The organism is Streptomyces sp. YS415 (genome assembly GCF_023544665.1).
Lineage (GTDB): Bacteria > Actinomycetota > Actinomycetes > Streptomycetales > Streptomycetaceae > Streptomyces.
On the sequence record NZ_JAMJFL010000004.1, the window covers coordinates 221,544 to 241,175 of the forward strand.

Here is a 19,632-nt window from a genome sequence, read left to right on the forward strand (position 1 = left end):
CCGTTCTGACTCCCGTTTCCGCCCGGGCGGAAACGGTCCCTCAGGCCACCTGCCCGCTGTGCAGCGCCGCGTAGGCGCCGCCCCGGTGCAGCAGCTCCTCGTGCGTGCCGACCTCCTCGATGCGTCCGTCGGCCATGACCACGATGCGGTCGGCGCCGCGCACGGTGGACAGCCGGTGTGCCACCACGAAGGTGGTACGACCGCGCATCAGCCGGGCGAGCGCCTGCTGCACCAGGGTCTCCGAGCGGGTGTCCAGCGCGGAGGTCGCCTCGTCCAGGATCAGCACCCTGGGGTCCCGGATCAGGGCGCGGGCGATGGCCAGCCGCTGCCGCTGGCCGCCGGAGAGCCGGGCCCCCCGCTCCCCCACCAAGGTGTCCAGGCCTTGCGGAAGACGGTCGACGAACTCCAGCGCATTGGCGTCCCGCAGGGCCTCGCGCACGGTCTCCTCGTCGGCGTCGTCCATGCCGTAGGCGACGTTCTCGCGGACCGTGCCGTCGAACAGGATCGACTCCTGCGGCACGACCGACACGAAGCGCCGGTAGGTGCGCAGGTCCAGGGTGTTCATGTCGGTACCGTCGAGGAGGATGCGGCCGGTGGTCGGGCGGATGAAGCCGATGACCAGGTTGAGCACGGTCGACTTGCCCGCGCCGGACGCGCCGACCAGGGCGACGGTCTCGCCCGGCGCGACCGAGAGCGTCACGTCGCGGACCGCGGCCCGGCCGCCGTCGTCGTCGTAGGCGAGGCCGACCTGTTCGAAGGCGACGGCCCCACGCAGGCCGGTGACTTCCCTCTTGCCCTCGTTGTCCTCCAGCTCGGGTGCCTGGAGCACCTCGCCGACGGAGCGGACGGATTCGAGGCCCTTGGTGATGACGGGGGCGAGACCGGCGAGCGTGGTCACAGAGCCGGTGAGGGTGGTCAGGAACGCGCTGAGCATGACGACGTCGCCGGGGGTGACGCCCCAGACGCCGTAGTACGAGACCAGGGCCGCGCCGGCCAGGACCAGCACGCCGACCACGTTGAGGACCACCCAGGACAGCGAGCCGAACCGGCCGTTGACCAGGTCCAGCCGCATCCCGGAGGTGAGCAGGCGGTGCAGGGTGCCGTCCATGCGGCGCAGCGCCTTGCCCTCCAGGCCGTGGGCACGGGTGACGGGGATGAGCCGGGTCATCTCGGTCACGCGCGAGGAGAGCGTCTCGACCTCGTGGCGGAAGTGCTCGTTGTGGGTGCGCAGCCGGGCCCTCAGGCGGGCGACGACGAGTGCGGCGGCGGGCACGACGATCAGGAAGACGGGCAGGAACTCGGGGGTGCGTACGGCGATGATGACGAGTCCGCCGATCAGCACGGTGGTCGCCCCGAGTCCCATCTCGGCGGTCTGCTGGACCATCTGCTCGACCGTCTCCACGTCACGGACGACTTTGGCCTGGAGCACGCCCGCGCTGACCCGGGAGTGGTAGCCGATGGACAACTGCTGCATCCGCGTGCACAGCGCGGAGCGCAGGGCGGTGCCCATGCGGCGGACGCTGCCGTAGAGCAGGCGGACGTAGAGCAGGTGCAGGGGGTAGTTGACCAGCAGGATGAACATGATCAGACCGGTGCTCAGCCAGAGGCGGCGGACCGGGTGGTGCTCGACGACCGTGTCGATGATCTCCGCGGTGACCAGCGGCAGCAGCCAGATGGGGCTGTGCTTGACGGTGAACACGCCGACCGCCGCGGCGAGTCGGCGGCAGTCGGCGCGGAGCAGGTAGGCGAGGGTGCGGACGGGGTGTTCGCCCCGGTAGCGGTGGTCGAGCGGTTTTTCCAGCGGCGAGGCCACGGGCGGTGTTCCTTCCCAGGGTGCGGGATGATCGTCTGCGCAAGCGCTTTCTCCCCATCCTCCGGACGGTCGACGCCTGGCAGGCCCGGTTCGTCGCGGTGAGCGGGAGCGTCCGTCGCATGGCGTGGGCTTCCGACCGGTGCCAGCATGGAAGGGGCGCTGTGCGCTCCTCCACTCCTCGGGCAGGAGGGATCATGACCAAGCGTCTGGTCGTCTGCTGCGACGGCACCTGGAACTTCGCCGACCAGCCCAGCAAGACCAATGTCGCCAAGGTCGCCCTGTCCGTGCGGCCGGGCATCGCCGCCGGCAAGGAACAGCGCGTCTACTACCACAGCGGCGTGGGCACCCACCGCCGCGAGCGGCTGCGCGGCGGGGCGTTCGGGGTCGGGCTGTCCCGGAACGTCGTGCACGCCTACCGCTTCCTGGTCGAGACGTACGAGCCCGGTGACCAGTTGTTCCTCTTCGGCTTCAGCCGGGGCGCGTTCACCGCCCGGAGCCTGGCGGGGCTGATTCACAACAGCGGCATCCTGCGACCGGAGTACGCCGACCGGATCCCACTGGCCTGGGCGCTGTACCGGGACCGGATCGAGCAACCCAACGGCGCCGCCGCCACGTTGTTCCGGCGCTCCTACACGCGCGAGACGAAGATCCGCTTCATCGGGGTGTGGGACACCGTGGGCGCCCTGGGCATCCCCGTGCCGAGCGCGCCGTGGCTCCGGCCGTTCGGTCAACGCTTCAACCGGCGCTGGGCATTCCACAACACCGATCTCGGCCTCGGGGTCAAGGCCGCCTTCCACGCGCTGGCCGTGGACGAGCAGCGTTCGGCGTTCCGGCCGACGCTGTGGCACCAGCAGCCGGGCGCCGACCGGCAGGGCCAGGAGCTGAAGCAGGTGTGGTTCTCCGGGGTGCACTGCGATGCCGGTGGCGGCTACAAGGAGACGGGCCTGTCCGACATCGCCCTGCTGTGGATGGTCGATCAGGCCCGCCGCTACGGCCTGCAGTTCGCCCCCGACGCCCTCAGTGCGGCCGGACCCAAGGTGATGCGGCCCGAGGAGAGCACCGACTTCCGGGTACGGCCGGACAGCGCGGGCCGGTTGCACGACTCACGCACGGGCCTGTACCGCCTGTCCCGGCCCCTGCACCGGCCGATCGGTCAGGCGGTGAACGACAAGGGCGAACCCGACGGCAACGAGTTCCTGGCCGTACCGGCCAAGGAGCGCTACGACCGGGACCCGGGCTACCGGCCTCCGCAGCTGGAGGCGTACCTCGCCGCGCAGGAGCGGGTGCGGCTGGAGCCGGTGCTGCTGCCCGGCCTGGCGGCGGGCCTGCCGCCCATGCCACCCGGGCCGGCGCCCCTCAAGGCCGAGGGCGAGGGCCTCCCCCGGACCCCGTGACCCGCCACGCACCGCGGCCCGCGGTGCCGGTGCTGCACCGCGGGCCGAGGCGTGCTGATCGAGGGTCAGGAACCCTTCGAGGACAGGTACTCCTCCACTCCGGGCGCCTCCTGCGCCTCCTCGACGATCACCATGGCGCCGACCGCCTTGGCGTCGGGCTTGAGCACGTAGGTGGAACGGCTCGCGGGCTGGTTCACGTCGGAGAAGTCCTGCGCGGTGCCGAGGCCGGCGTCGGCGTTCTTCTGCGCACGGTGAGCCGCGACCACGTCCGCCCGGGCGAGGCTGCCGCCCTCACAGGCCTTCTTCAGGTCCATGCCCATCAGCTGCGCGGCGTTGTAGCCGGAGAGCACACCGGAGTCGACGAGCTCACCCGGGTACTTCTTCTGGTACGAGGCGACCATCTTCTTCACGCCGGGGATGTCCGCGCTGACGGCCGGGGCCGCGCTCACCACGTTCAGCATGGCCTCCAGGGCGGCCGCGGCGGGCGTCTTCATCAGCTGCGGGGCGTAGCCCGGGGCGCTGCTGACGACGGGGACCTTCAGCCCGCGGGAGGCGGCGACGCCGACCAGCGAGGCGGTCTGGGCCGGTCCGGCGCTGATCAGGATCGCCTTGACGCCTTCCTTGTTCAGCGCCGAGACCTGCGCGGACAGGTCCGTGTCGGTGGCCTTGATCTTCTGGCCCACGACCTTCAACCCGGCCTTCTTCGCGGCCCATTCCGAGCCTTCCAGGGCGTTCGCGCCGTAGTCGCCCTCGAAGTAGACGTGACCGATGGTGTCGCCCTTGGCCAGGCCCTTGGTGCGGGTGAGGAAGTCGACGGCGGCGATCATGTCGACGTCGTACGTGGTGCCCAGCACCTGCACGGAGTCCTTGCCGAGCAAGGAGGCCGCCCAGGCCTGCGGGAAGGTGAGCACCTCGTCCTGCTCGATGTCGTCGATCAGGGCCGAGACCACCGGGGATCCGATGACCTGGGGCATGGCCACCACGTCCGGGGCGATGTCGGCGTAGGCGGTGACCGCCTTCTGCACGTCGTAGCCGTGGTCCTTGACGACGATCTCGACCTTGCGGCCGCAGATGCCGCCCTTGGCGTTGGTCTCGTCGGCCCACATCTGCTGGGCCTGCACGATGCTCTTGCCGAGGGTGGCGTACGGGCCGGTCAGGTCGGTCAGCGCGCCCAGCTTGATGCTCTTGTCGGTGACGCCGGGCCCGGCCTTGACGCCGTCGGCGCCGTCCGCGGCGGTGTCGCCGTCCCCCTTGGAGCTACAGCCGGTGCCCGCGAGGAGCAGGGCCGTCGCGGCGGCGGCCAGAACCGTCCTGGTGCGGTGCTTGGGGTGATTCACGGTGTCGGCTCCTTGGCTCGTACAGCTGAGGCGGTTGAAGGGGTCTCGGTCGCGGGGTCCGCGTCCTTGGGTGCGGCCCGTCGGCGCTGGATCCGGGCGCGGGTGCGCCGGACCAGGCCGTGCAGGCCGTCGGGGGCGAAGAGCAGGATCACGACGATCGCCGCTCCGTAGAGGTAGCGGGCCGCCTCGGTGGGGCCGACCGCTCCGTCGGTGGTGCCGGGGGCCGCCACGAGGGGCAACTGGTCGGCGTAGCGGGTCATCAGCAGGGGCAGCGCGGTGACGAAGACGGCGCCCGCGGTGGCTCCGGCCACCGAGCCGAGACCGCCGATGACGATCATCGCGAGGTAGTCGACCGACAGGGCCAGGGAGAAGTAGTCCGGTACCACGCGGCGGAAGGCGAGGGCGAGCATCACCCCGGCCAGGCCCGCGTACATGGAGGAGACCACGAAGGCCGCCGAGCGGTAGCGGGCGACGTTCACGCCCATCACCGCGGCCGCGGTCTCGCTGTCGCGCAGCGCCACCAGGGCCCGGCCCGGCCGCCCGAGGCGCAGGCCGCGGGCGGTGAACCAGGTGAGCGTGAACAGCGCGAGCCCCAGGTACCACAGCCGTTCCTCGGCGCCGAACGGCACCCCCATCACCGTCAGGTCGGGGTCGGAGCCGGTGAAGGAGAAGCCGCCGACCTCCAGCGGCGGCACCGAGCTGCCGTTGAAGCCGCCGGTGACGGAGTCCGCGGTGAGCAGCACATGGTGGCCGAGGAAGACCAGGGCGAGGGTGGCCACGCCCAGGTAGATGCCGCGCACCCGGCCCGCCACGGGGCTGAACAGGCCGCCCGCGGCGCCGGCGAGCAGTACCGCGAGGACGACGGCGACGGCGGGCGGCAGTCCGGGGCCGGGCTCGCCGGCCAGCCAGACGTAGCCGTAGGCGCCGACGGCGAGGAAGAAGGCGTGGCCCAGGGAGAGCTGGCCCGCGGTACCGGCCAGCAGGCCGAGGCCCACGGCGCCGACGGCGGCGGCCATCGAGAACAGGCCGATGCGCAGCCAGAAGGCGTCCAGGTAGAAGGGCAGCACGCACAGCAGGACGACCAGCAGGACGGTCCAGACGCGGTAGCGGCGCAGCAGCTCAGACACGGGCCGCTCCCTTCGCGCCGAACAGCCCGTTGGGCCGCACCAGGAGGACGAGGATCATCACGGCGTACGGCGCGACATCGCCGAACCCTTCGCCGAGGACGTGCAGATCTGACTGGTAACCGGCGACCAGGGCCTCGGTCAGGCCGATCAGCATGCTGCCGGCGAGGGCGCCGGGCGGGGAGGCCATACCGCCGAGGATGGCGGCCGGGAAGGCCTTCAGGGCGATCTGCCCGGTCGTACGCTCCAGGCCGGGGGCCGGGAACGCGGCGAGGAACACCGCGGCCAGCGCGGCGAGGGCGCCCGCCAGGCACCAGGCGAGAGTACGCATCCGCACCAGGCGTACGCCCATCAGCGCCGCCGCTTCCATGTCCTCCGCCGAAGCCCGCAGCGCCAGGCCCCAGTTGGTGTACCGGAAGAGCGCGAAGACGCCGCCGATGACGACGCTGGAGACCACGATCGCGGCGAGCCGGCTGTCGGCCACCGTGATGGGGCCGAGGCCGCTGATCGAATCGCCCCAGGGGTCGCCGAGGGAGAGCAGGTCGCCGCCGATGCGGCGGGACAGGTCGGTCAGGATGACGATGTCGACGCCGATGGTGACGATCGTCTGCACGCTGGCGGAGTGCGCGTCCTGCCCGCCGACCTGGAGCAGGAACCGGTCCATGAGCCCGGCCACGCCCGCCGTGACCAGCACGGCCACCGCGAGGGCGCCGGCGAAGCCGAGGTCGTCGTGGAGTACGGCGGTGAGGTAGCCGCCGAGCAGAAGGAGGGAGCCGTGGGCGAAGTTGATGACGCCGGAGGCCTTGAAGATGATGACGAAGCCGAGGGCGACCAGGGCGTAGACGGAGCCCAGGGCGAGGCCGTTGAGGACGTTGTCCAGGAAGCCGGTCATGCCGCGTCCTCCCCGGTGGCCTCGGTGGCCTCGGTGCCGAGGTAGGCGCGCAGTACCTCGGGGTCACGGCGGACCTCGTCGGGGGTGCCGTGGGCGATGACCCGGCCGAAGTCGAGGACGGTGACCTCGTCGGCGAGCCGCATCACCATCCCCATGTCGTGCTCCACGAGCACCACGGACAGGCCGAGTTCGGCGCGCACGGCGCGGATCGTCTCGGCGGTACGGGCCCGTTCGGCGGCGTTCATGCCGGCCACGGGCTCGTCGAGCAGTAGCACACTGGGCTCCAGACAGAGGGCGCGGGCGAACTCCACGCGTTTGCGGTCGCCGTAGGACAGCAGTGCGACCGGGGAGTCGAAATGCGGTCCCAGACCGGTGAGTTCGGCGATCTCACGGGCTTTGGCCAGGTGTTCGCGTTGTTCGCGTACGGCACTGGGCAGGCGCAGGGCACTGGCGGTGAAGCCCGCGCGGGACAGGATGTGCCGGCCGAGCATCAGGTTGTCGGCGACGGTTCCTTCGGTGGTGACGATGTTCTGGAAGGTGCGGGCCACGCCCAGGGCGGCGATGCGGTGCGGGGCGAGGCGGGTCAGGTCGGTGTCGCCGAGGCTGACCGTGCCGGATGCGGGGCGGTACAGGCCCGACAGCACGTTGAAGCAGGTGGACTTGCCGGCGCCGTTGGGCCCGATGATGGCGTGCACGGTTCCCGGGGTGACCGTGAAGGACACGTCGTCCAGGGCGGTGAGTCCGGCGAACCGGACGGTGACGTCCCGTACGGCGAGCACGGGCGGTGCGGTGGTGCGGTCGTTCACGCGGCCCCCTGACCGTCGGCGGTCTCGCCCAGGTACAGCCTGCGTACGGCGTCGGTGCGGGCGAGTTCGTCGGCCGGCCCGGACAGCCGGATCTCGCCGACCTCCAGGACGTAGGCGCTGTCCGCGAGGGCGAGCGCCATACCGGCGTTCTGTTCGACCAGGAGCACGGCGGTGCCCTGGGTGTTGATCTCCTTCACGACGTCCGCGATCCGGGCCACCATCTGCGGGGCGAGTCCCAGGGAGGGCTCGTCGAGCAGGAGCAGGCGCGGGGCGGCCATGAGGGCGCGGCCGATGGCGAGCATCTGCTGCTCGCCGCCGGAGAGGAGCCCGGCGGCCTGCTGGGTGCGTTCGGCGAGCCGCGGGAACAGGGTGAACACGCGGTCCCGGGACTCGCGCACCAGGGCGGGGCTGCGGCGGCCGAGGCCGAGGCCGCCGGTGCGGAGGTTCTCGTCGACCGTGAGCCCGGCGAACACCCGCCTGCCCTCCGGGACCTGTACGACGCCGGCGCGCACCGCGGCGACCGGGTCGCGGCCGTCGAGTTCCGTGGCGCCGTAGCGGATGCGGCCGGCGGTGACCGCGCCGCGGTGCAGGCGCAGGGTGCCCGACACCGCCCGCAACAGGGTCGTCTTGCCCGCGCCGTTGGCGCCGAGCAGGGCGACGACGCCGCCGTGCGGGACGGTCAGCGACACGGAGCGAAGGGCGGACAGGGCACGGCCGTAGGTCACGTCGAGTGCTTCGACGTGCAGGGCCGGCTCCGCGTCCGGTGGTGCTTCGGGCATCACGGCTCCTCGGATCCGTGCCGGAACTGGCACGGGGCTTTCGGGGAAGGGGAGCTCACGACAGCACGGGCGCGGGCGCGCGGAACAGGCCTTCGGGCGTGCTCGCTGCGTGGTCCCAACCAGGGCGGTCAGGGGTTGTGCGGGTGCCCAGGGAGAAGGCGGTGGGGGTTCCGGGGCGGGGGGCCGGGTAGGCACGGCCGGTGAGAACGGATGAGGCGGCGCCGAGCGGATCGGCCGGCCGGTGCCGGCGGCCGCCCAAGGTCAACGGGCACCGGGCGCCGGCCGGCCGGCGCCTGTCCAACTGGCCGGGAAGGGTGCGCGGGAAGGGGTTCGGCCGGCGGGCGGAGGTCTTCTCCGGGTGCCGCACTCACCGGGCCAGGACAGAGATCAGCTCCGGCTACCGGATTCACCGGGCCGGAGCAGATGTCTTCTTTGGATGCGCGTCTCACCAGCCCGGAACGGAGGTCTCCTTCTGCTGGCGGAGTTACCGGGCCAGGGCAGCTGTGTGTCTGCTTGGGCGGGCCGGACTTGCCGGGCCGGGGCGGATCAGCTCGGGTTGCCCGATGCATCAGGCCGGGGCAGGCGTCTGCTTGGGCGGCCGGACTCACCGGGCCGGAAGGTCAGCTCCGGCTGCGGATTCACCGGGCCAGGGCAGAGATCAGCTCCGGCTGCGGATTCACCGGGCCCGCTGGCGGATTACCGGGCCCGGGCAGAAGTCTTCTTCGGATGCCCGTCTCACCAGGCCGGAGCAGACGTCCCCCTCAGCCGCCACACCCGGCCGGCCACGGAACAGGCGCCTCCCGGCTGCCGGACGCACAGGCCGGAGCGGACAACTTCTTCGGTCGCCAGACCTGCCGACCCCCGAGGAGACGCCTTGCGGCTGCTGGACCCACCACCCCGGGCAGACGTCCCCTCGGCCGCCAGACCAGCCGACCCCCGGAGATACACCTCCCGGCCGCTGGACTCACCGGTCCCGAACAGACGCCCCCTCAGCCGCCAGACCAGCCGGCCCCCGAGGAGACGCTCCCGGCCGCTGGACCGGCCCGGAGCAGACGTTCCCCTCGGAGTTCGGCTCAGCGGTCCGGAGCAAGCGGGTTCCTGTCGACGGACGTGGTTGGGGCGTGGTGCGGTCAGCGGAGGAGGCGGCGGGCCGTCAGGGCGAGGCTGATCTCCACCACGTCCAGGGGGCGGGCCAGGGAGCGGCCCGTGAGCTGTTCGCAGCGGCGCAGGCGGTTGAGGACGGTGTTGCGGTGGCAGTAGAGGCGTTCACCGGCGCGCTGGGCGGAGCCGTCGCAGGTCAGCCAGGCGGCCAGGGTGTCCAGCAGGACGTCCCGGTCGGCGGGCTCCAGGCGCAGTACCGGGCCGAGGACCTGGTCGGCGAGGGTCGCTCCGAGTTCGGGGCAGGAGACGACGAGGGCCTCGGGCAGGTGTTCCGTCAGCCGGACGGTGCCGCCCTGCTGCGGGCAGATGCTCAGCGCGAGATCGGCGAGGCGCCGGGCGTCCCCCACCGCGGCCAGGCCGTTGACCACGCTGCCGACGCCGGCCTTGCTGCCCGGGGCCAGCTCCAGGCCCTCCAGCGGGTCGTCGTCGCCCTCCGGATCCTCGTCGCCGACCAGGACGATGCCGTAGTCCACTTCCACTCCTGTGTGCCAGTGCACGCGCGTGCTAGGCGGGACGGCGGCGGCGCGGGCGCCCGAGAGGCCCGTGGGCCGTCCGCCGGCGACCGCGACGACCAGGTACCGGCCATGTTCCGGCAGGTCAAGGCCCTCGGCGGTCTCGGGCAGATCGGCGATGCGGCTGGTGCCGTCGAGGAGGGCGGCCGCGAGCAGCCGTACCCGGTTCTCGCGCCGCCAGGCCAGTTGCCGCTCGGCCTGCCGGTAGGCGTCCGCGACGAGGGTGCAGTGCTCGTCGACGAAGTTCCACATGTCGGTCGCGACATGCACGAGCAGCCGCACGTCCTCGGGTGCCGACCGGGAGGTCTCCTCCACCAGCCGCTGCCACACCAGGGACCCGCCCAGCCGGAACGCGTGCAGCAGGGCGTCCAGGGGCACGCCCTGCTCGGCCCGGCGCACGCCGATCTTCCACGAGCAGCGGCGGGCGGCGTCCCGGTTGCCGCGCGGGTCGAGCAGCGACAGCACACTGTGCCGCAGCGAGCGGTGCACCTCCTGCCAGGTGCCCGCGTAGTCGGTCTCCAGCGCCGTCCGGTAGGCGGTCTCCTGCTCCTGGATCAGACCCACCAGCCGTTCGGTGAGGTCCGGCAGCTCGTCGAGCAGGACGCGCGCGGCCCGGTGCAGGACACGCAACGCGTCGGCGTCGATCAATGACCGGCCGCGCCGCCCGATCCGCGGCTGCGGAACAGGCACCGGCCCGGTCCTGATCATCGCGCGTGTCCGTACGGCAGGATGCATCGCGGTCCTCCCACAAACCTCGGACTCCCGGCGCTGCGCCCGTGCCGGGAGACTCTGCGGTGTCCGGTCGCCCGCGTCGCCCGTACGGCGGCGGCGGCCGCCCGACTCGTCCTGCCGTGAAGGATGACATACCGTCCGGTCGGTCCCTAGGGTTGTGCACGTCTCTTTTTCCTCTCATCTCTCACAGATCCGCACGTCGGCCCTCACCGGCCTGTTGATCGATCATGCGGGCGAGCTCCATCCGGGACCGCACGCCGAGCGTGGCGAAGACGTTGCGCAGGTGGTAGTCGACCGTGCGGGTGCTCACCGCGAGCCGGAGCGCCACCTCCCGGTTGGTGGCGCCCTCGGCGACATGCCGGGCGATCCGCAGCTGCTGCGGCGTCAGCCGCGCCAGCCCGCCGCCGCCCGCTCCCTCGCAGCCGGCGGCCCCGTTGGCCCGCAGTTCCCCGCGCGTCTGCTCCGCCCAGGCCTGCGCCCCGCACCGCTCGAAGCCCACCAGCGCTCCCCCGAGCCGCAGCCGCGCCTCCCGCAACCGCCGTCGGCGCCGCAGCCATCTGCCGTGCAGCAATTCGGTTCTGGCCCGCTCGAAATCGCCACCTGTCCCGTCGTGCAGGGCCAGCGCCAGCAGATACAGCTCGTCGGCGTCGTCCCCGGGCGCCAGCAGCGCACGGCAGCGGGCGAGCTGAGCGGGCGCGTGCGGATCGGCGCCCAGCGCGGCCCACGTGGCGAAGTCCGCCACGACCGCCCGCGCGTCATCGGGCCGTCCGGCCAGCACCGCGGCCTCCACGAAACAGGGCACGGCGAGCATCCAGACGGCGAAGTGACCGCGCCGCACCCCGGGCAGCACCAGCGGCCCGAGCCGGTCGGCGGCATCGAGGGGGCGGCCGCAGCCCAGGTCGTTGCGGGCCACCGCCCACTCCGCCAGGGTCGCCGCCTGGACGAGGCCGTGCCGGCGGGCGGTGGCCAGCGCGGCCGTGGCATGGCCCGCGACGGTGGCCGTCTCGCCGACGATCGACGCGGCCAGCGCGAGCATGGCCTGGTGGTGCGCGGCCGTGTTGCGCCGCCCGGCCCGGTAGGCGGTCCGCACGCCTTCCTCCGCGTGGGCGCGCGCCTGGGCGTGCCGTCCGGCGCGCAGTTCGGCGTAGGCGAGGTATTCCAGGGCCCGGGCCCGCAGGGACGGGGAGTCCCGGGCCACGGCGAGGGCGCGGGCACCGGCCCGGCGGGCCGCGACGACGTCCCCGAGCAGCAGGGCGGCCGTCGCGGAGCGCAGTTGGTGCTCGGGCCGGTCGTCCTCGCGGTCGACCACGCGCCGCAGTGGTCCCACCGCCAGGTCGGGACGCAGCTCCAGCAGGGCCCTCATGCCCGCGCGGTAGTCCCCGAGGACCGAGCCGGCCGCGGCCGGCTCCCCCAGGGCCTGCAGACAGGCGGCCACGTCGCCTCCCACCCAGGCCGCGTCCGCGGCGGAGAGCCGCGCGGCCTCCGCCTGCTCCGGCTCCTCGGCCGCCAGCAAGGACGCGGCCAGCAGCAGGGTCTCCCGGGCGTCGTCGACCAGGCCGTCGGCCAACTGTGCCCTGCCAAGGGCGAGTTCGGTTCGTCCGCGCTCCGTCGCCCGCACGCTCGTGTCACCGATCATTCACGCGACGTTACTTGCGCGTAACGCAAGGCGGAAGCCGTCCGTAGATTCCGCTTTCTGCCCGGATCGGGGGTGTGACCTGCACTTCAGTGCGAGAGGGCTGATGAACGGACTGTGCCGCCGCCCAGAGTTTCCGGGCGGCGGCCGTGCGGGGGCACAAGGTCAGCCGGTGTGCGGGCAGTTGCCCCGGTACTCCTCGATGGTCAGGCTCGGCCGGGGCAGCGGGCAGAGGAACTGCTCGTAGCGGGTGTCGTTGTCGATGAACCGCTTGAGCCAGGAAATGCTGTACTTCGCGATCGTCGTGTTCGACGAGTTGGGCGTGAAGTGGGTGGCGTTGTTCAGCTCCAGGTAGGCGCGGTCCAGGCTGGAGGACAGGCTGTTGTAGAACGGCTCGGCGTGGCTGGAGACCGAGGCGACCGTGTCGCCGTCGGCGCCGACGATGAGGGTGGGTGTGGTCAGCTCGGGCCAGGTCTTGTCGACGTTCCACGGCGTCAGCGGGATCGCCGCCTGCAGTGAGGGACGGGACTTGGCGGCCTCCAGGCTGCCGCCGCCGCCCATGGAGTGGCCCATGACACCGAGCCGGGTGCTGTCGACGCGGGCGCGCACCGAGCTGCGCTGCGTCAGGTAGTCGAGCGCGGCGAGGAGCTGGCGGCCCCGGGAGTCGGGCTGGTCGACGGTGCTGTTGGTGTCGATGGTGAACACCACGAAGCCCTGCGAGGCGAGCCGCGGGCCCAGCCAGGCGATCGAGGACTCGTAGGCGGTGAAGCCCGGCGAGATCGCCACGGCGCCGAAGGTGCCGTCGCTGGTGCTGGTCGGGTAGTAGATCGTGCCGCCGCCGAAGCCGGTGACGCTGAGGGAGGAGACGGACGTCTGCGAGACGGAGTAAGGGCCGCGCGACGCCTCGATGCTGGAGGTGGTCGGCGCGGGGCCGCGCTCGTAGGGGTTGTCCGCCGCCTGGGCGCCCGGTGTGGCGAGGGTGCCGAGGCCGAGGACCGCGGCGAGTGCCGTGGCGGCCGCGGCGAGTCTTCCGGTCCTGCGGGGCTTGACGTGGGGGTGGACCTGCACGAGGGGTGGTCCTCTCTGTCGTGGCGGACGGCCGGCAGGGGAGTAGCCGGGGACCGCCGTTGGGCTGGCGGTGCCACTGTGGGCGCCCGGCCCGGCGCCGGGGACCGGCAAAGTCACCGGTCTCGTGCGCCCGGTTCCGGCCGTGCCGGGCGCGGGTCGGCTTGCTCGGGGCCCGGGCCGGTGTGAAACCCTCGATCGTCGACCGTGACGGCAGCGTGGAGAGGCGACGGTATGCGCATCGGACTGCTCGGCACCGGACCGTGGGCGCAGATGGCCCACGCCCCGGCGCTCGGTGAGCACACGGGAGTGGACTTCGTCGGGGTGTGGGGCCGCCGCCCGGACGCGGCGAAGGACCTGGCCGCCCGCCATGACATCCGGGCCTACGACGACGTCGACGCGCTGCTCGCCGACGTGGACGCGGTCGCCGTGGCCCTGCCGCCGGCCGTGCAGGCGGAGCTGGCGGTGCGGGCCGCGCGGGCGGCGTGTCACCTGCTGCTGGACAAGCCGCTGGCGACGACGGCCGAGCAGGGGCGGGCTGTGGTCGAGGCAGCCGGGGAGGCGGGGGTCGCGTCGGTGGTGTTCTTCACCACCCGGTTCCAGCCGGAGACCGAGGAGTGGATCACCCAACAGGCCGCGGCGCAGGGCTGGTTCACCGCGCACGCGCAGTGGCTGGGCGCGGTCTTCAGCGACGGCGACAGCCCGTTCGCCGACTCGCCGTGGCGTCGGGAGAAGGGCGCCCTGTGGGACGTGGGACCGCATGCCCTGTCCGTGCTGCTGCCGGTCCTGGGCAAGGTGCGGCAGGTGGCGGCGGCCGCGCAGGGGCCCGGGGACACCGTGCATCTGGTGCTCGCCCACGCCGGGGGCGCGTCGAGCACGCTGACGCTGAGCCTGACGGCGCCGTCGGCGGCCTCCGGTGCCGCGGTGGAACTGCGCGGCGAGGCCGGGGTGACGCGCCTTCCGGCGAGCACGCAAGGGGTGGTGCCGGCCTTCGTCCGGGCGACCGACGCCCTGCTGGCCTCCGCCCGCACGGGGCGCCCGCATCCGTGCGACGCGGCGTTCGGCCTGCGCGTGACCGAGATCCTCACGCAGGCCGACGCCCTGCTGAACCGCGGCGGATGAGACCGGCCGCTCACTCCTCGAACGGCTCCTCGCTCCACCGGAACCAGGCCCGGTCCCCCTCGATGTGCAGCAGGAACTCGGCCACGGGTCCGTCCGGCGAGAAGAGGGAGACGCGTCTTCGGATCTCGTCGTAGGCCGCCTCCCACTCCTCCACGTCCTCGTCGACCCGCTCCACCAGGGCGAGTTCGCGGGCGAAGAGGTCACGCACGGAGGCATAGCCGGGGCCGGGGGTGAAGCGGCCCGACAGCCAGGGGAAGTCGGCCTCGTCGATCGCGATCTCACCGACCGGCTCGTCACCGCTGCGGAGGTGCCACACCGCGCCGTCGAATCCCACCCGTGCCTCCGTACGCCGTCACTGTCAGTGCTGGATCAGCATGTCATCCGGCACTGACAGTCAGCCCTCCTGGGCGCTCGCGGAGGGGAGGTGGAAGTCGATCCGCTCGCGCACCACCGGGTGGCCGGCCTTGGCGAAGTTCGCGGCCATGGGGAAGTTCCCCTGGTCGGTGGCTCCGCTGATGAACTCGGCGCCCTGCTCGACCAGGAAGTGCGTGCACTCCACGAGCAGGTCGTAGGCGTAGCCGTGGCCGCGGTGTTCCGGCAGGACGCCGATGAAGCCGATGATGGGCGCGGTCTGGTTGCGGGCCGGGATGTGGATGCCCACGGGCTCGCCCTGCTGCGTGCGCGCGACCTGCCACCACTCGCGCGGCGAGGGGCACCAGCGGAAGAAGTCCAGTTCCTCCTGGGCGGCTTGATCGAGGCCGCCCTCCTTGATCGCCTTGAGGGCGTGGGCGTCCAGCGTCGCCGAGTGGATGCGGCGCAGCGCGTCGAAGAACACGGCGTCGTCGGGCTCGGGGGTGAAGACGAGCCGACCGGGCCGCTCGGGCAGCCCGCACTCCGGCGTCCACCGGTACATGTACCGCTCGACGAGGAGGTCGTAGCCGGCCGCGCGGGCGGCGGCGAAGGCGGTGTCGGCCGCGGGGCGCACGGCCGGGTTCTCCCGCCAGCCGGCGGGCAGGTTGAATTCCAGCTCGACCTGCCACGGGGCGGAGCGCAGGAGTTCGGCCCCCGCCTCCTCCTCGCCCTCGGCCACGTCGAACCAGTTGACGAGCATCGGCTCCGCGTCGTCGGGGCCGCCCCACCAGGCGCCGCGTGCGACGACCCGGCCGTCACGCAGGGCCACCCGCTTCCAGTCGGGCCGGTGCACGGTGGTGCGGTGTGCCTCGCTCGCGCCCAGCGGGTCGGGCAGGGCGTCGAAAAGGTGGGCGTCGCTCGCGTCGAGCGTACGGATGACCAGATCGGTCATGGGAATTCCTCCGGGAAACAGGCTGCGAAGAGCGCTCCCGGTCAGGTCACACGAAGCACGCCGGGACAGCGGTGAGGGGAGCGCTGGAGTAGGTGAACTGCACGGCACTCGCCTCCTTCCGTCGTCTCAAGGCGTGATGATCACACCGTAGGGGATCTTCCGCGGGCGCGTCCACACCTTTTCTGTGCGGGTGCGTCCCCGCCGTGACGGGAACCGGGCGCGATTAGGGTCTGCCGCATGACCGACAACTCCCTGCGCTCCGTCACCGTCGAACGGACCGCCACCGGCCGCTTCACCGCCGTCAACGCCCGCGGCGGCACGATCGAGTTCGGCACCGAGGACGCCGCCTTCACGCCGGTGGAGCTGCTGCTCGCCGCGATCGGCGGCTGCACCATGGCCGATGTCGACGTCGCCACCACCCGGCACGCCGAGCCCGACCGGTTCACGGTCACGGTGACCGGTCACAAGGTCAGCGACGACCAGGGCAACCGGATGACCGACCTGGAGGTCACCTTCTCCGTCGCCTTCCCCGTCGGCGAGGGCGGCGACCGCGCCCGCGCGATCCTCCCCCGGGCGGTGAAGTCCTCCCACGACCGGCTCTGCACGGTCAGCCGCACCATCGAGGCGGGTACGCCGGTCAGGGCCACGGTCGAGGACGCCTGAGCGGGAAAATCCCGTTGCGGTCGCCCGACCCGGCCCGGACCCTTGCCGCATGCCCTATGTTGTACGACCGGCCGGCCTCACCGACGCGCCCGCCATCACCGAGCTGCTGAACCAGGTCGACCTGATCGAGATCGGCCGCCCGGAGACCGACCTGCACACCGTCGAGGCGGATCTCCGGCACCCCGAGGCCGATCTCGCCCGGAACTCCTGGCTGGCCTTCCACGAGGGCCGGTTGGTGGCCTACGGGCTGCTGTGGGACGAGTCGGGGGGCGACCGCATCGACATCGACCACTATGTGCTGCCCGACCACCAGGAGGCCGGGCAGCAGCTGTTCGAGGCGATGGAGGCCAGGTCGCTGGCCAAGGCCCGGGAGAACGGGGCGGAGCGGGCCGTGGTCCACCTCCACCTCAACATCGAGCCCACCCTGGACACCGCGCTGATCGAGAAGCGCGGCTGGTCCGTCGTACGGCGCTACCACGTGCTGCGACGCCCGGTGGATCCCGTCGGGGACCCCGCCCCGCAGCCGCCGTCCGGCGTACGGCTGCGGGCCTGCGCCGACGAGGCGGACCGCCGACGCGTCCACGCCCTCTACCAGGCCACCTTCGCCTCGCACTTCGACTTCCACCCCCGCACCTACGAGCAGTGGCTGCACGACGTGGACGCAGAGGGGCTCGACTGGTCCCTGGTGTGGATCGCGAGCACCGAGACCCATGGCGACGCCGGTTTCCTGCTCGCCCGCGACGACCGTGAGGCCATGGGCTGGATCCGCAGCATCGGCGTCCTGCCCGAGGCCCGCACCCTCGGCCTCGGCGGCCTGCTCCTGCGGCACGCCTTCGCCGCGTTCGCCGCCCGCGGCCGGGACACGGTGGGCCTCGGTGTCGACACCGGCAACACCACGGGAGCGCCGGGTCTGTACGCCCGCCATGGCATGACGGTGCACTACGCGGTGGACACGTGGGAGGCGGTGCTGGCTCCTCAGCAGGCGCAGCTGACGTCTCAGTAGGAGCGGACGGGATAGTGCGGGTCCTCCCAGCGAGCGGGACCGGTGAGCCCCAGCAGCCGTACGCGGTGCTGGAGTTCGTCGGTTCCGTCCAGGGCTCGCAGGCGGTCCGGGGCGTACCGCACCAGCCAGGCGGTGAGTTCGGCGCGCAGCGCGTCCTCGTCGTCCCAAGTGCCCCAGGGCAGCGCGTCCCCCATCAGTTCGTACTCCCACTCCGCCACGGCCGCGGCCAAGTGCCGGTCGGCGACCGGGTGATCGAACGCCTCCCAGGTGTCGAGCCACGGGGTGAGCGTCCCGGAGGCCTCGGCGCACAGGGCGAGGAGTTGGTGCACGGGCACGGCGGGATCCGGGTCGTTGAGGCCGTGGGTCCACCAGGCGTCGAGGAACTCCCGCACCGCCGCGCTCTGCCGGGTGGGCCACTGCTGCCAGTGGCCGCGTGCGAAGGAGCGGCCGACCTCGTGCATGCCGAACAGCGCCTCGATCCGGCCGGCGACCAGCTCCCTGGCGAACTGCGGCAGGATGCGGCGCAGGACCGCCCCGTGGTCGGTGAAGTCGGTGGCGTCCCAGGTGCGGCGGAGCAGGTCCGGGTCGAGGTCCCCGCCGGGGGTCTTCAGGAGGGCGAGTTCGTCGTCGCTTCCCCAGTGGCAGACGCATTGCGTCTCGTCACTCCGGGCGGTCATGCCGCGGAACGTGCGGGTCACGTCGGCCAGGGCCCGGTCGAGTCGGAGCCGTGTGTCGTCGAAGGTCATGGTCGTCGCCAGCCTCAGGGGGACTCCGGTGGCTTCCGCCAGCCGAAGATCGCGACGTTACCCCTTAAGCGACCCTTAGTACAGGGTTAAAGGACCCGCCGGTTTCCGCCGGACTCTCGAATTCCGTGACGGCACCGATCATCCTGAGAGCGCTCTCAGGCGGCGTGCGCACCCCCCGCGCAGGCCGCCGCCCCCCACACGCACTCCGGGAGACCCCCACATGGCACCCCGTCACCAGCGTCCCCTCGGCCGCCGCAAGCTCCTCTTCGCGCTCGGCGGCGCAGTCGTCGCGGCCCCCGCCCTCGCCGCCATCGCCCCGCACGCGCTCGCGGGCCCCACCGCCGCCGGTCTGCCGCTGACGATCGTCAACGACAGCGGTTCCTTCTCCAACGCGAGCGTCCACGTCTACATCGTCGGCAACCAGGACGGCCGTCAGGTCCGCGTCACCCCCGACGGCACGCTCGCGCCGATCTCCCTCTCGGACAACGGGCCCGACGGCTTCACCGACTACGCGATCAGCCTCACCGGCAGCGGCGAGACGCGATTGTCGCTGCCCCCCATGTCCGGACGCATCTACGTGGCGCTCGGCCGGAAGCTCAAGCTCAAGGCCGTGGCCGACGGCAACGGCAACGCGGCGCTCCAGTACCCGGCGGGCTGGGTGACGTCGGATCCCAATTACGAAGTCCTGCACGACTGCGCCGAGTTCACCTACAACTCCGCGGGCATGTTCTGCAACACCACGATGGTCGACATGTTCAGCGTGCCGCTGAGCATCCGGCTGACCGGCGCGAAGGACCAGACGACGGGCACGCTGCGCCCCGGCGGGCGGGCGTCCGTCTTCGCGGCCGTACGGCAGAACGCCGATTTCGCGCGGCTCGTGGTGGACGACACGCGGGTGCTGGCGCCCGGGCACGGGCTGGACGCCGGACTGTTCCCGAAGGACTACCTCGCCCCGTACATCGACGAGGTGTGGAGCACCTACACCGGGCGCGATCTCCTCGTGACGACCAATGCCGGGGCGTTCACCGGGCGGGTGCGCGGTGACCGGCTCACCTTCGACGGGCCCGCCCAGGTGTCCTTCGCCCGGCCCTCGACGCGGGACGTGCTGTTCTGCGACGGCACCCTCGCCGCGCCCAACGACGGGACGACCGGCCCCGTCGCGGCGGTGCTGGGTGCCGGCTTCAACCGCTCGACCCTGCTGTCCCACCCCTCCCAGCCGACGGCCGACCCCGCCGCCTTCTACCGGGGCCCCCTCACCAACCACTACTCCGCGGCCCTGCACGCGGCCACCGAGGACGGCCGGGCCTACGGCTTCGCCTTCGACGACGTCGCCGACTTCGCGTCGTACATCCAGGACACGGCCCCCACCGGAATCCGGCTGACGCTCACACCGTTCGAGAGCTGAGGTCAGCGCCGCGCGGCTGTGCCCCCATAGCACGCCGGCCCCGTCACCGCGTCCTGTCCGGATCAACCGCTCCTCCGGATGCACGGCGCGCCAAGGCGTTGAATGGTGATAGCGGACCCCCTTGCGCGCGAGCGCCGGGAAC

General features: G+C 72.5%; 16 protein-coding genes and 1 pseudogene. 5 read left to right on the top strand and 12 right to left on the bottom strand.

All coding sequences use genetic code 11. The annotated features are described in order from the left end of the window. Positions 1 to 40: 40 nt before the first annotated feature. Entirely contained in the window at positions 41 to 1,813 is a 1,773-nt protein-coding gene (locus M8H82_RS07340; protein ID WP_250071652.1) for an ABC transporter ATP-binding protein, read from the bottom strand. A gap of 194 nt (positions 1,814 to 2,007) precedes the next feature. On the opposite strand from M8H82_RS07340, the gene M8H82_RS07345 reads away from it, so the two are divergent. After that, positions 2,008 to 3,207, top strand: coding sequence for a DUF2235 domain-containing protein (locus M8H82_RS07345; protein WP_250071653.1), 1,200 nt, complete (start codon positions 2,008 to 2,010; stop codon positions 3,205 to 3,207). Positions 3,208 to 3,272: 65 nt separating this feature from the next. Here the strand turns inward: M8H82_RS07345 and M8H82_RS07350 are convergent, their stop codons facing one another. The 8 genes and pseudogenes from M8H82_RS07350 to M8H82_RS07385 form a co-directional block, all read right to left on the bottom strand. After that, positions 3,273 to 4,544, bottom strand: coding sequence for an ABC transporter substrate-binding protein (locus tag M8H82_RS07350; protein WP_250071654.1), 1,272 nt, complete (start codon positions 4,542 to 4,544; stop codon positions 3,273 to 3,275). After that, entirely contained in the window at positions 4,541 to 5,671 is a 1,131-nt protein-coding gene (locus M8H82_RS07355) for a branched-chain amino acid ABC transporter permease (RefSeq protein ID WP_250071655.1), read from the bottom strand. The genes M8H82_RS07350 and M8H82_RS07355 overlap by 4 nt, the downstream gene beginning before the upstream one ends. After that, a complete protein-coding gene (locus M8H82_RS07360) occupies positions 5,664 to 6,560 on the bottom strand; it encodes a branched-chain amino acid ABC transporter permease (RefSeq protein ID WP_250071656.1) in 897 nt (298 codons plus the stop codon). Before M8H82_RS07360 ends, M8H82_RS07355 begins: the two co-directional genes overlap by 8 nt. Next, positions 6,557 to 7,366 (bottom strand): ABC transporter ATP-binding protein, encoded by an 810-nt coding sequence (locus M8H82_RS07365; RefSeq protein WP_250071657.1) that lies wholly within the window; start codon positions 7,364 to 7,366, stop codon positions 6,557 to 6,559. Before M8H82_RS07365 ends, M8H82_RS07360 begins: the two co-directional genes overlap by 4 nt. Beyond that, on the bottom strand, positions 7,363 to 8,145 hold the full coding sequence (locus tag M8H82_RS07370) for an ABC transporter ATP-binding protein (protein WP_250071658.1): 783 nt from the start codon (positions 8,143 to 8,145) through the stop codon (positions 7,363 to 7,365). Before M8H82_RS07370 ends, M8H82_RS07365 begins: the two co-directional genes overlap by 4 nt. 1,130 nt (positions 8,146 to 9,275) lie before the next feature. Beyond that, positions 9,276 to 10,553, bottom strand: a complete 1,278-nt coding sequence (locus M8H82_RS07375; RefSeq protein WP_250071659.1) for a CdaR family transcriptional regulator — start codon at positions 10,551 to 10,553, stop codon at positions 9,276 to 9,278. A 181-nt stretch (positions 10,554 to 10,734) separates the two neighbouring features. After that, positions 10,735 to 12,156, bottom strand: a pseudogene (locus M8H82_RS07380) (LuxR C-terminal-related transcriptional regulator); the annotation flags it as partial. 192 nt (positions 12,157 to 12,348) lie between these two features. Beyond that, a complete protein-coding gene (locus tag M8H82_RS07385) occupies positions 12,349 to 13,251 on the bottom strand; it encodes an alpha/beta hydrolase (protein WP_250071660.1) in 903 nt (300 codons plus the stop codon). Positions 13,252 to 13,482: 231 nt separating this feature from the next. On the opposite strand from M8H82_RS07385, the gene M8H82_RS07390 reads away from it, so the two are divergent. Continuing rightward, the gene (locus M8H82_RS07390; protein ID WP_250071661.1) at positions 13,483 to 14,370 is read left to right on the top strand and encodes a Gfo/Idh/MocA family protein; all 888 of its coding nucleotides are present in this window, start codon (positions 13,483 to 13,485) and stop codon (positions 14,368 to 14,370) included. 10 nt (positions 14,371 to 14,380) lie between these two features. Here the strand turns inward: M8H82_RS07390 and M8H82_RS07395 are convergent, their stop codons facing one another. Further along, positions 14,381 to 14,704 carry a hypothetical protein gene (locus tag M8H82_RS07395; protein WP_250071662.1) on the bottom strand — a complete coding sequence of 108 codons (324 nt, stop codon included), beginning with the start codon at positions 14,702 to 14,704 and terminating at the stop codon, positions 14,381 to 14,383. 60 nt (positions 14,705 to 14,764) lie between these two features. Next, the gene (locus M8H82_RS07400; protein ID WP_250071663.1) at positions 14,765 to 15,673 is read right to left on the bottom strand and encodes a GNAT family N-acetyltransferase; all 909 of its coding nucleotides are present in this window, start codon (positions 15,671 to 15,673) and stop codon (positions 14,765 to 14,767) included. Positions 15,674 to 15,910: 237 nt separating this feature from the next. Between M8H82_RS07400 and M8H82_RS07405 the strand changes: the two genes are divergently transcribed. Continuing rightward, positions 15,911 to 16,336 (top strand): OsmC family protein, encoded by a 426-nt coding sequence (locus M8H82_RS07405; RefSeq protein ID WP_250071664.1) that lies wholly within the window; start codon positions 15,911 to 15,913, stop codon positions 16,334 to 16,336. Positions 16,337 to 16,385: 49 nt separating this feature from the next. Next, a complete protein-coding gene (locus M8H82_RS07410) occupies positions 16,386 to 17,339 on the top strand; it encodes a GNAT family N-acetyltransferase (protein ID WP_250071665.1) in 954 nt (317 codons plus the stop codon). Here M8H82_RS07410 and M8H82_RS07415 read toward each other — a convergent pair. Continuing rightward, positions 17,333 to 18,085, bottom strand: a complete 753-nt coding sequence (locus M8H82_RS07415) for a hypothetical protein (RefSeq protein ID WP_250071666.1) — start codon at positions 18,083 to 18,085, stop codon at positions 17,333 to 17,335. The genes M8H82_RS07410 and M8H82_RS07415 overlap by 7 nt on opposite strands. A gap of 220 nt (positions 18,086 to 18,305) precedes the next feature. On the opposite strand from M8H82_RS07415, the gene M8H82_RS07420 reads away from it, so the two are divergent. Next, complete coding sequence (locus M8H82_RS07420; protein ID WP_250071667.1) at positions 18,306 to 19,490, top strand: glycoside hydrolase family 64 protein; 1,185 nt, start codon at positions 18,306 to 18,308, stop codon at positions 19,488 to 19,490. Positions 19,491 to 19,632: the final 142 nt, after the last annotated feature.

Bases quoted from the DNA above. Each gene is read 5' to 3' on its own strand.
- M8H82_RS07375 (WP_250071659.1), bottom strand. From the start codon at position 10,553: ATGCATCCTGCCGTACGGACACGCGCGATGATCAGGACCGGGCCGGTG.
- M8H82_RS07405 (WP_250071664.1), top strand. From the start codon at position 15,911: ATGACCGACAACTCCCTGCGCTCCGTCACCGTCGAACGGACCGCCACC.
- M8H82_RS07420 (WP_250071667.1), top strand. From the start codon at position 18,306: ATGGCACCCCGTCACCAGCGTCCCCTCGGCCGCCGCAAGCTCCTCTTC.
- M8H82_RS07345 (WP_250071653.1), top strand. From the start codon at position 2,008: ATGACCAAGCGTCTGGTCGTCTGCTGCGACGGCACCTGGAACTTCGCC.
- M8H82_RS07410 (WP_250071665.1), top strand. From the start codon at position 16,386: ATGCCCTATGTTGTACGACCGGCCGGCCTCACCGACGCGCCCGCCATC.
- M8H82_RS07415 (WP_250071666.1), bottom strand. From the start codon at position 18,085: ATGACCTTCGACGACACACGGCTCCGACTCGACCGGGCCCTGGCCGAC.
- M8H82_RS07400 (WP_250071663.1), bottom strand. From the start codon at position 15,673: ATGACCGATCTGGTCATCCGTACGCTCGACGCGAGCGACGCCCACCTT.
- M8H82_RS07370 (WP_250071658.1), bottom strand. From the start codon at position 8,145: ATGCCCGAAGCACCACCGGACGCGGAGCCGGCCCTGCACGTCGAAGCA.
- M8H82_RS07360 (WP_250071656.1), bottom strand. From the start codon at position 6,560: ATGACCGGCTTCCTGGACAACGTCCTCAACGGCCTCGCCCTGGGCTCC.
- M8H82_RS07390 (WP_250071661.1), top strand. From the start codon at position 13,483: ATGCGCATCGGACTGCTCGGCACCGGACCGTGGGCGCAGATGGCCCAC.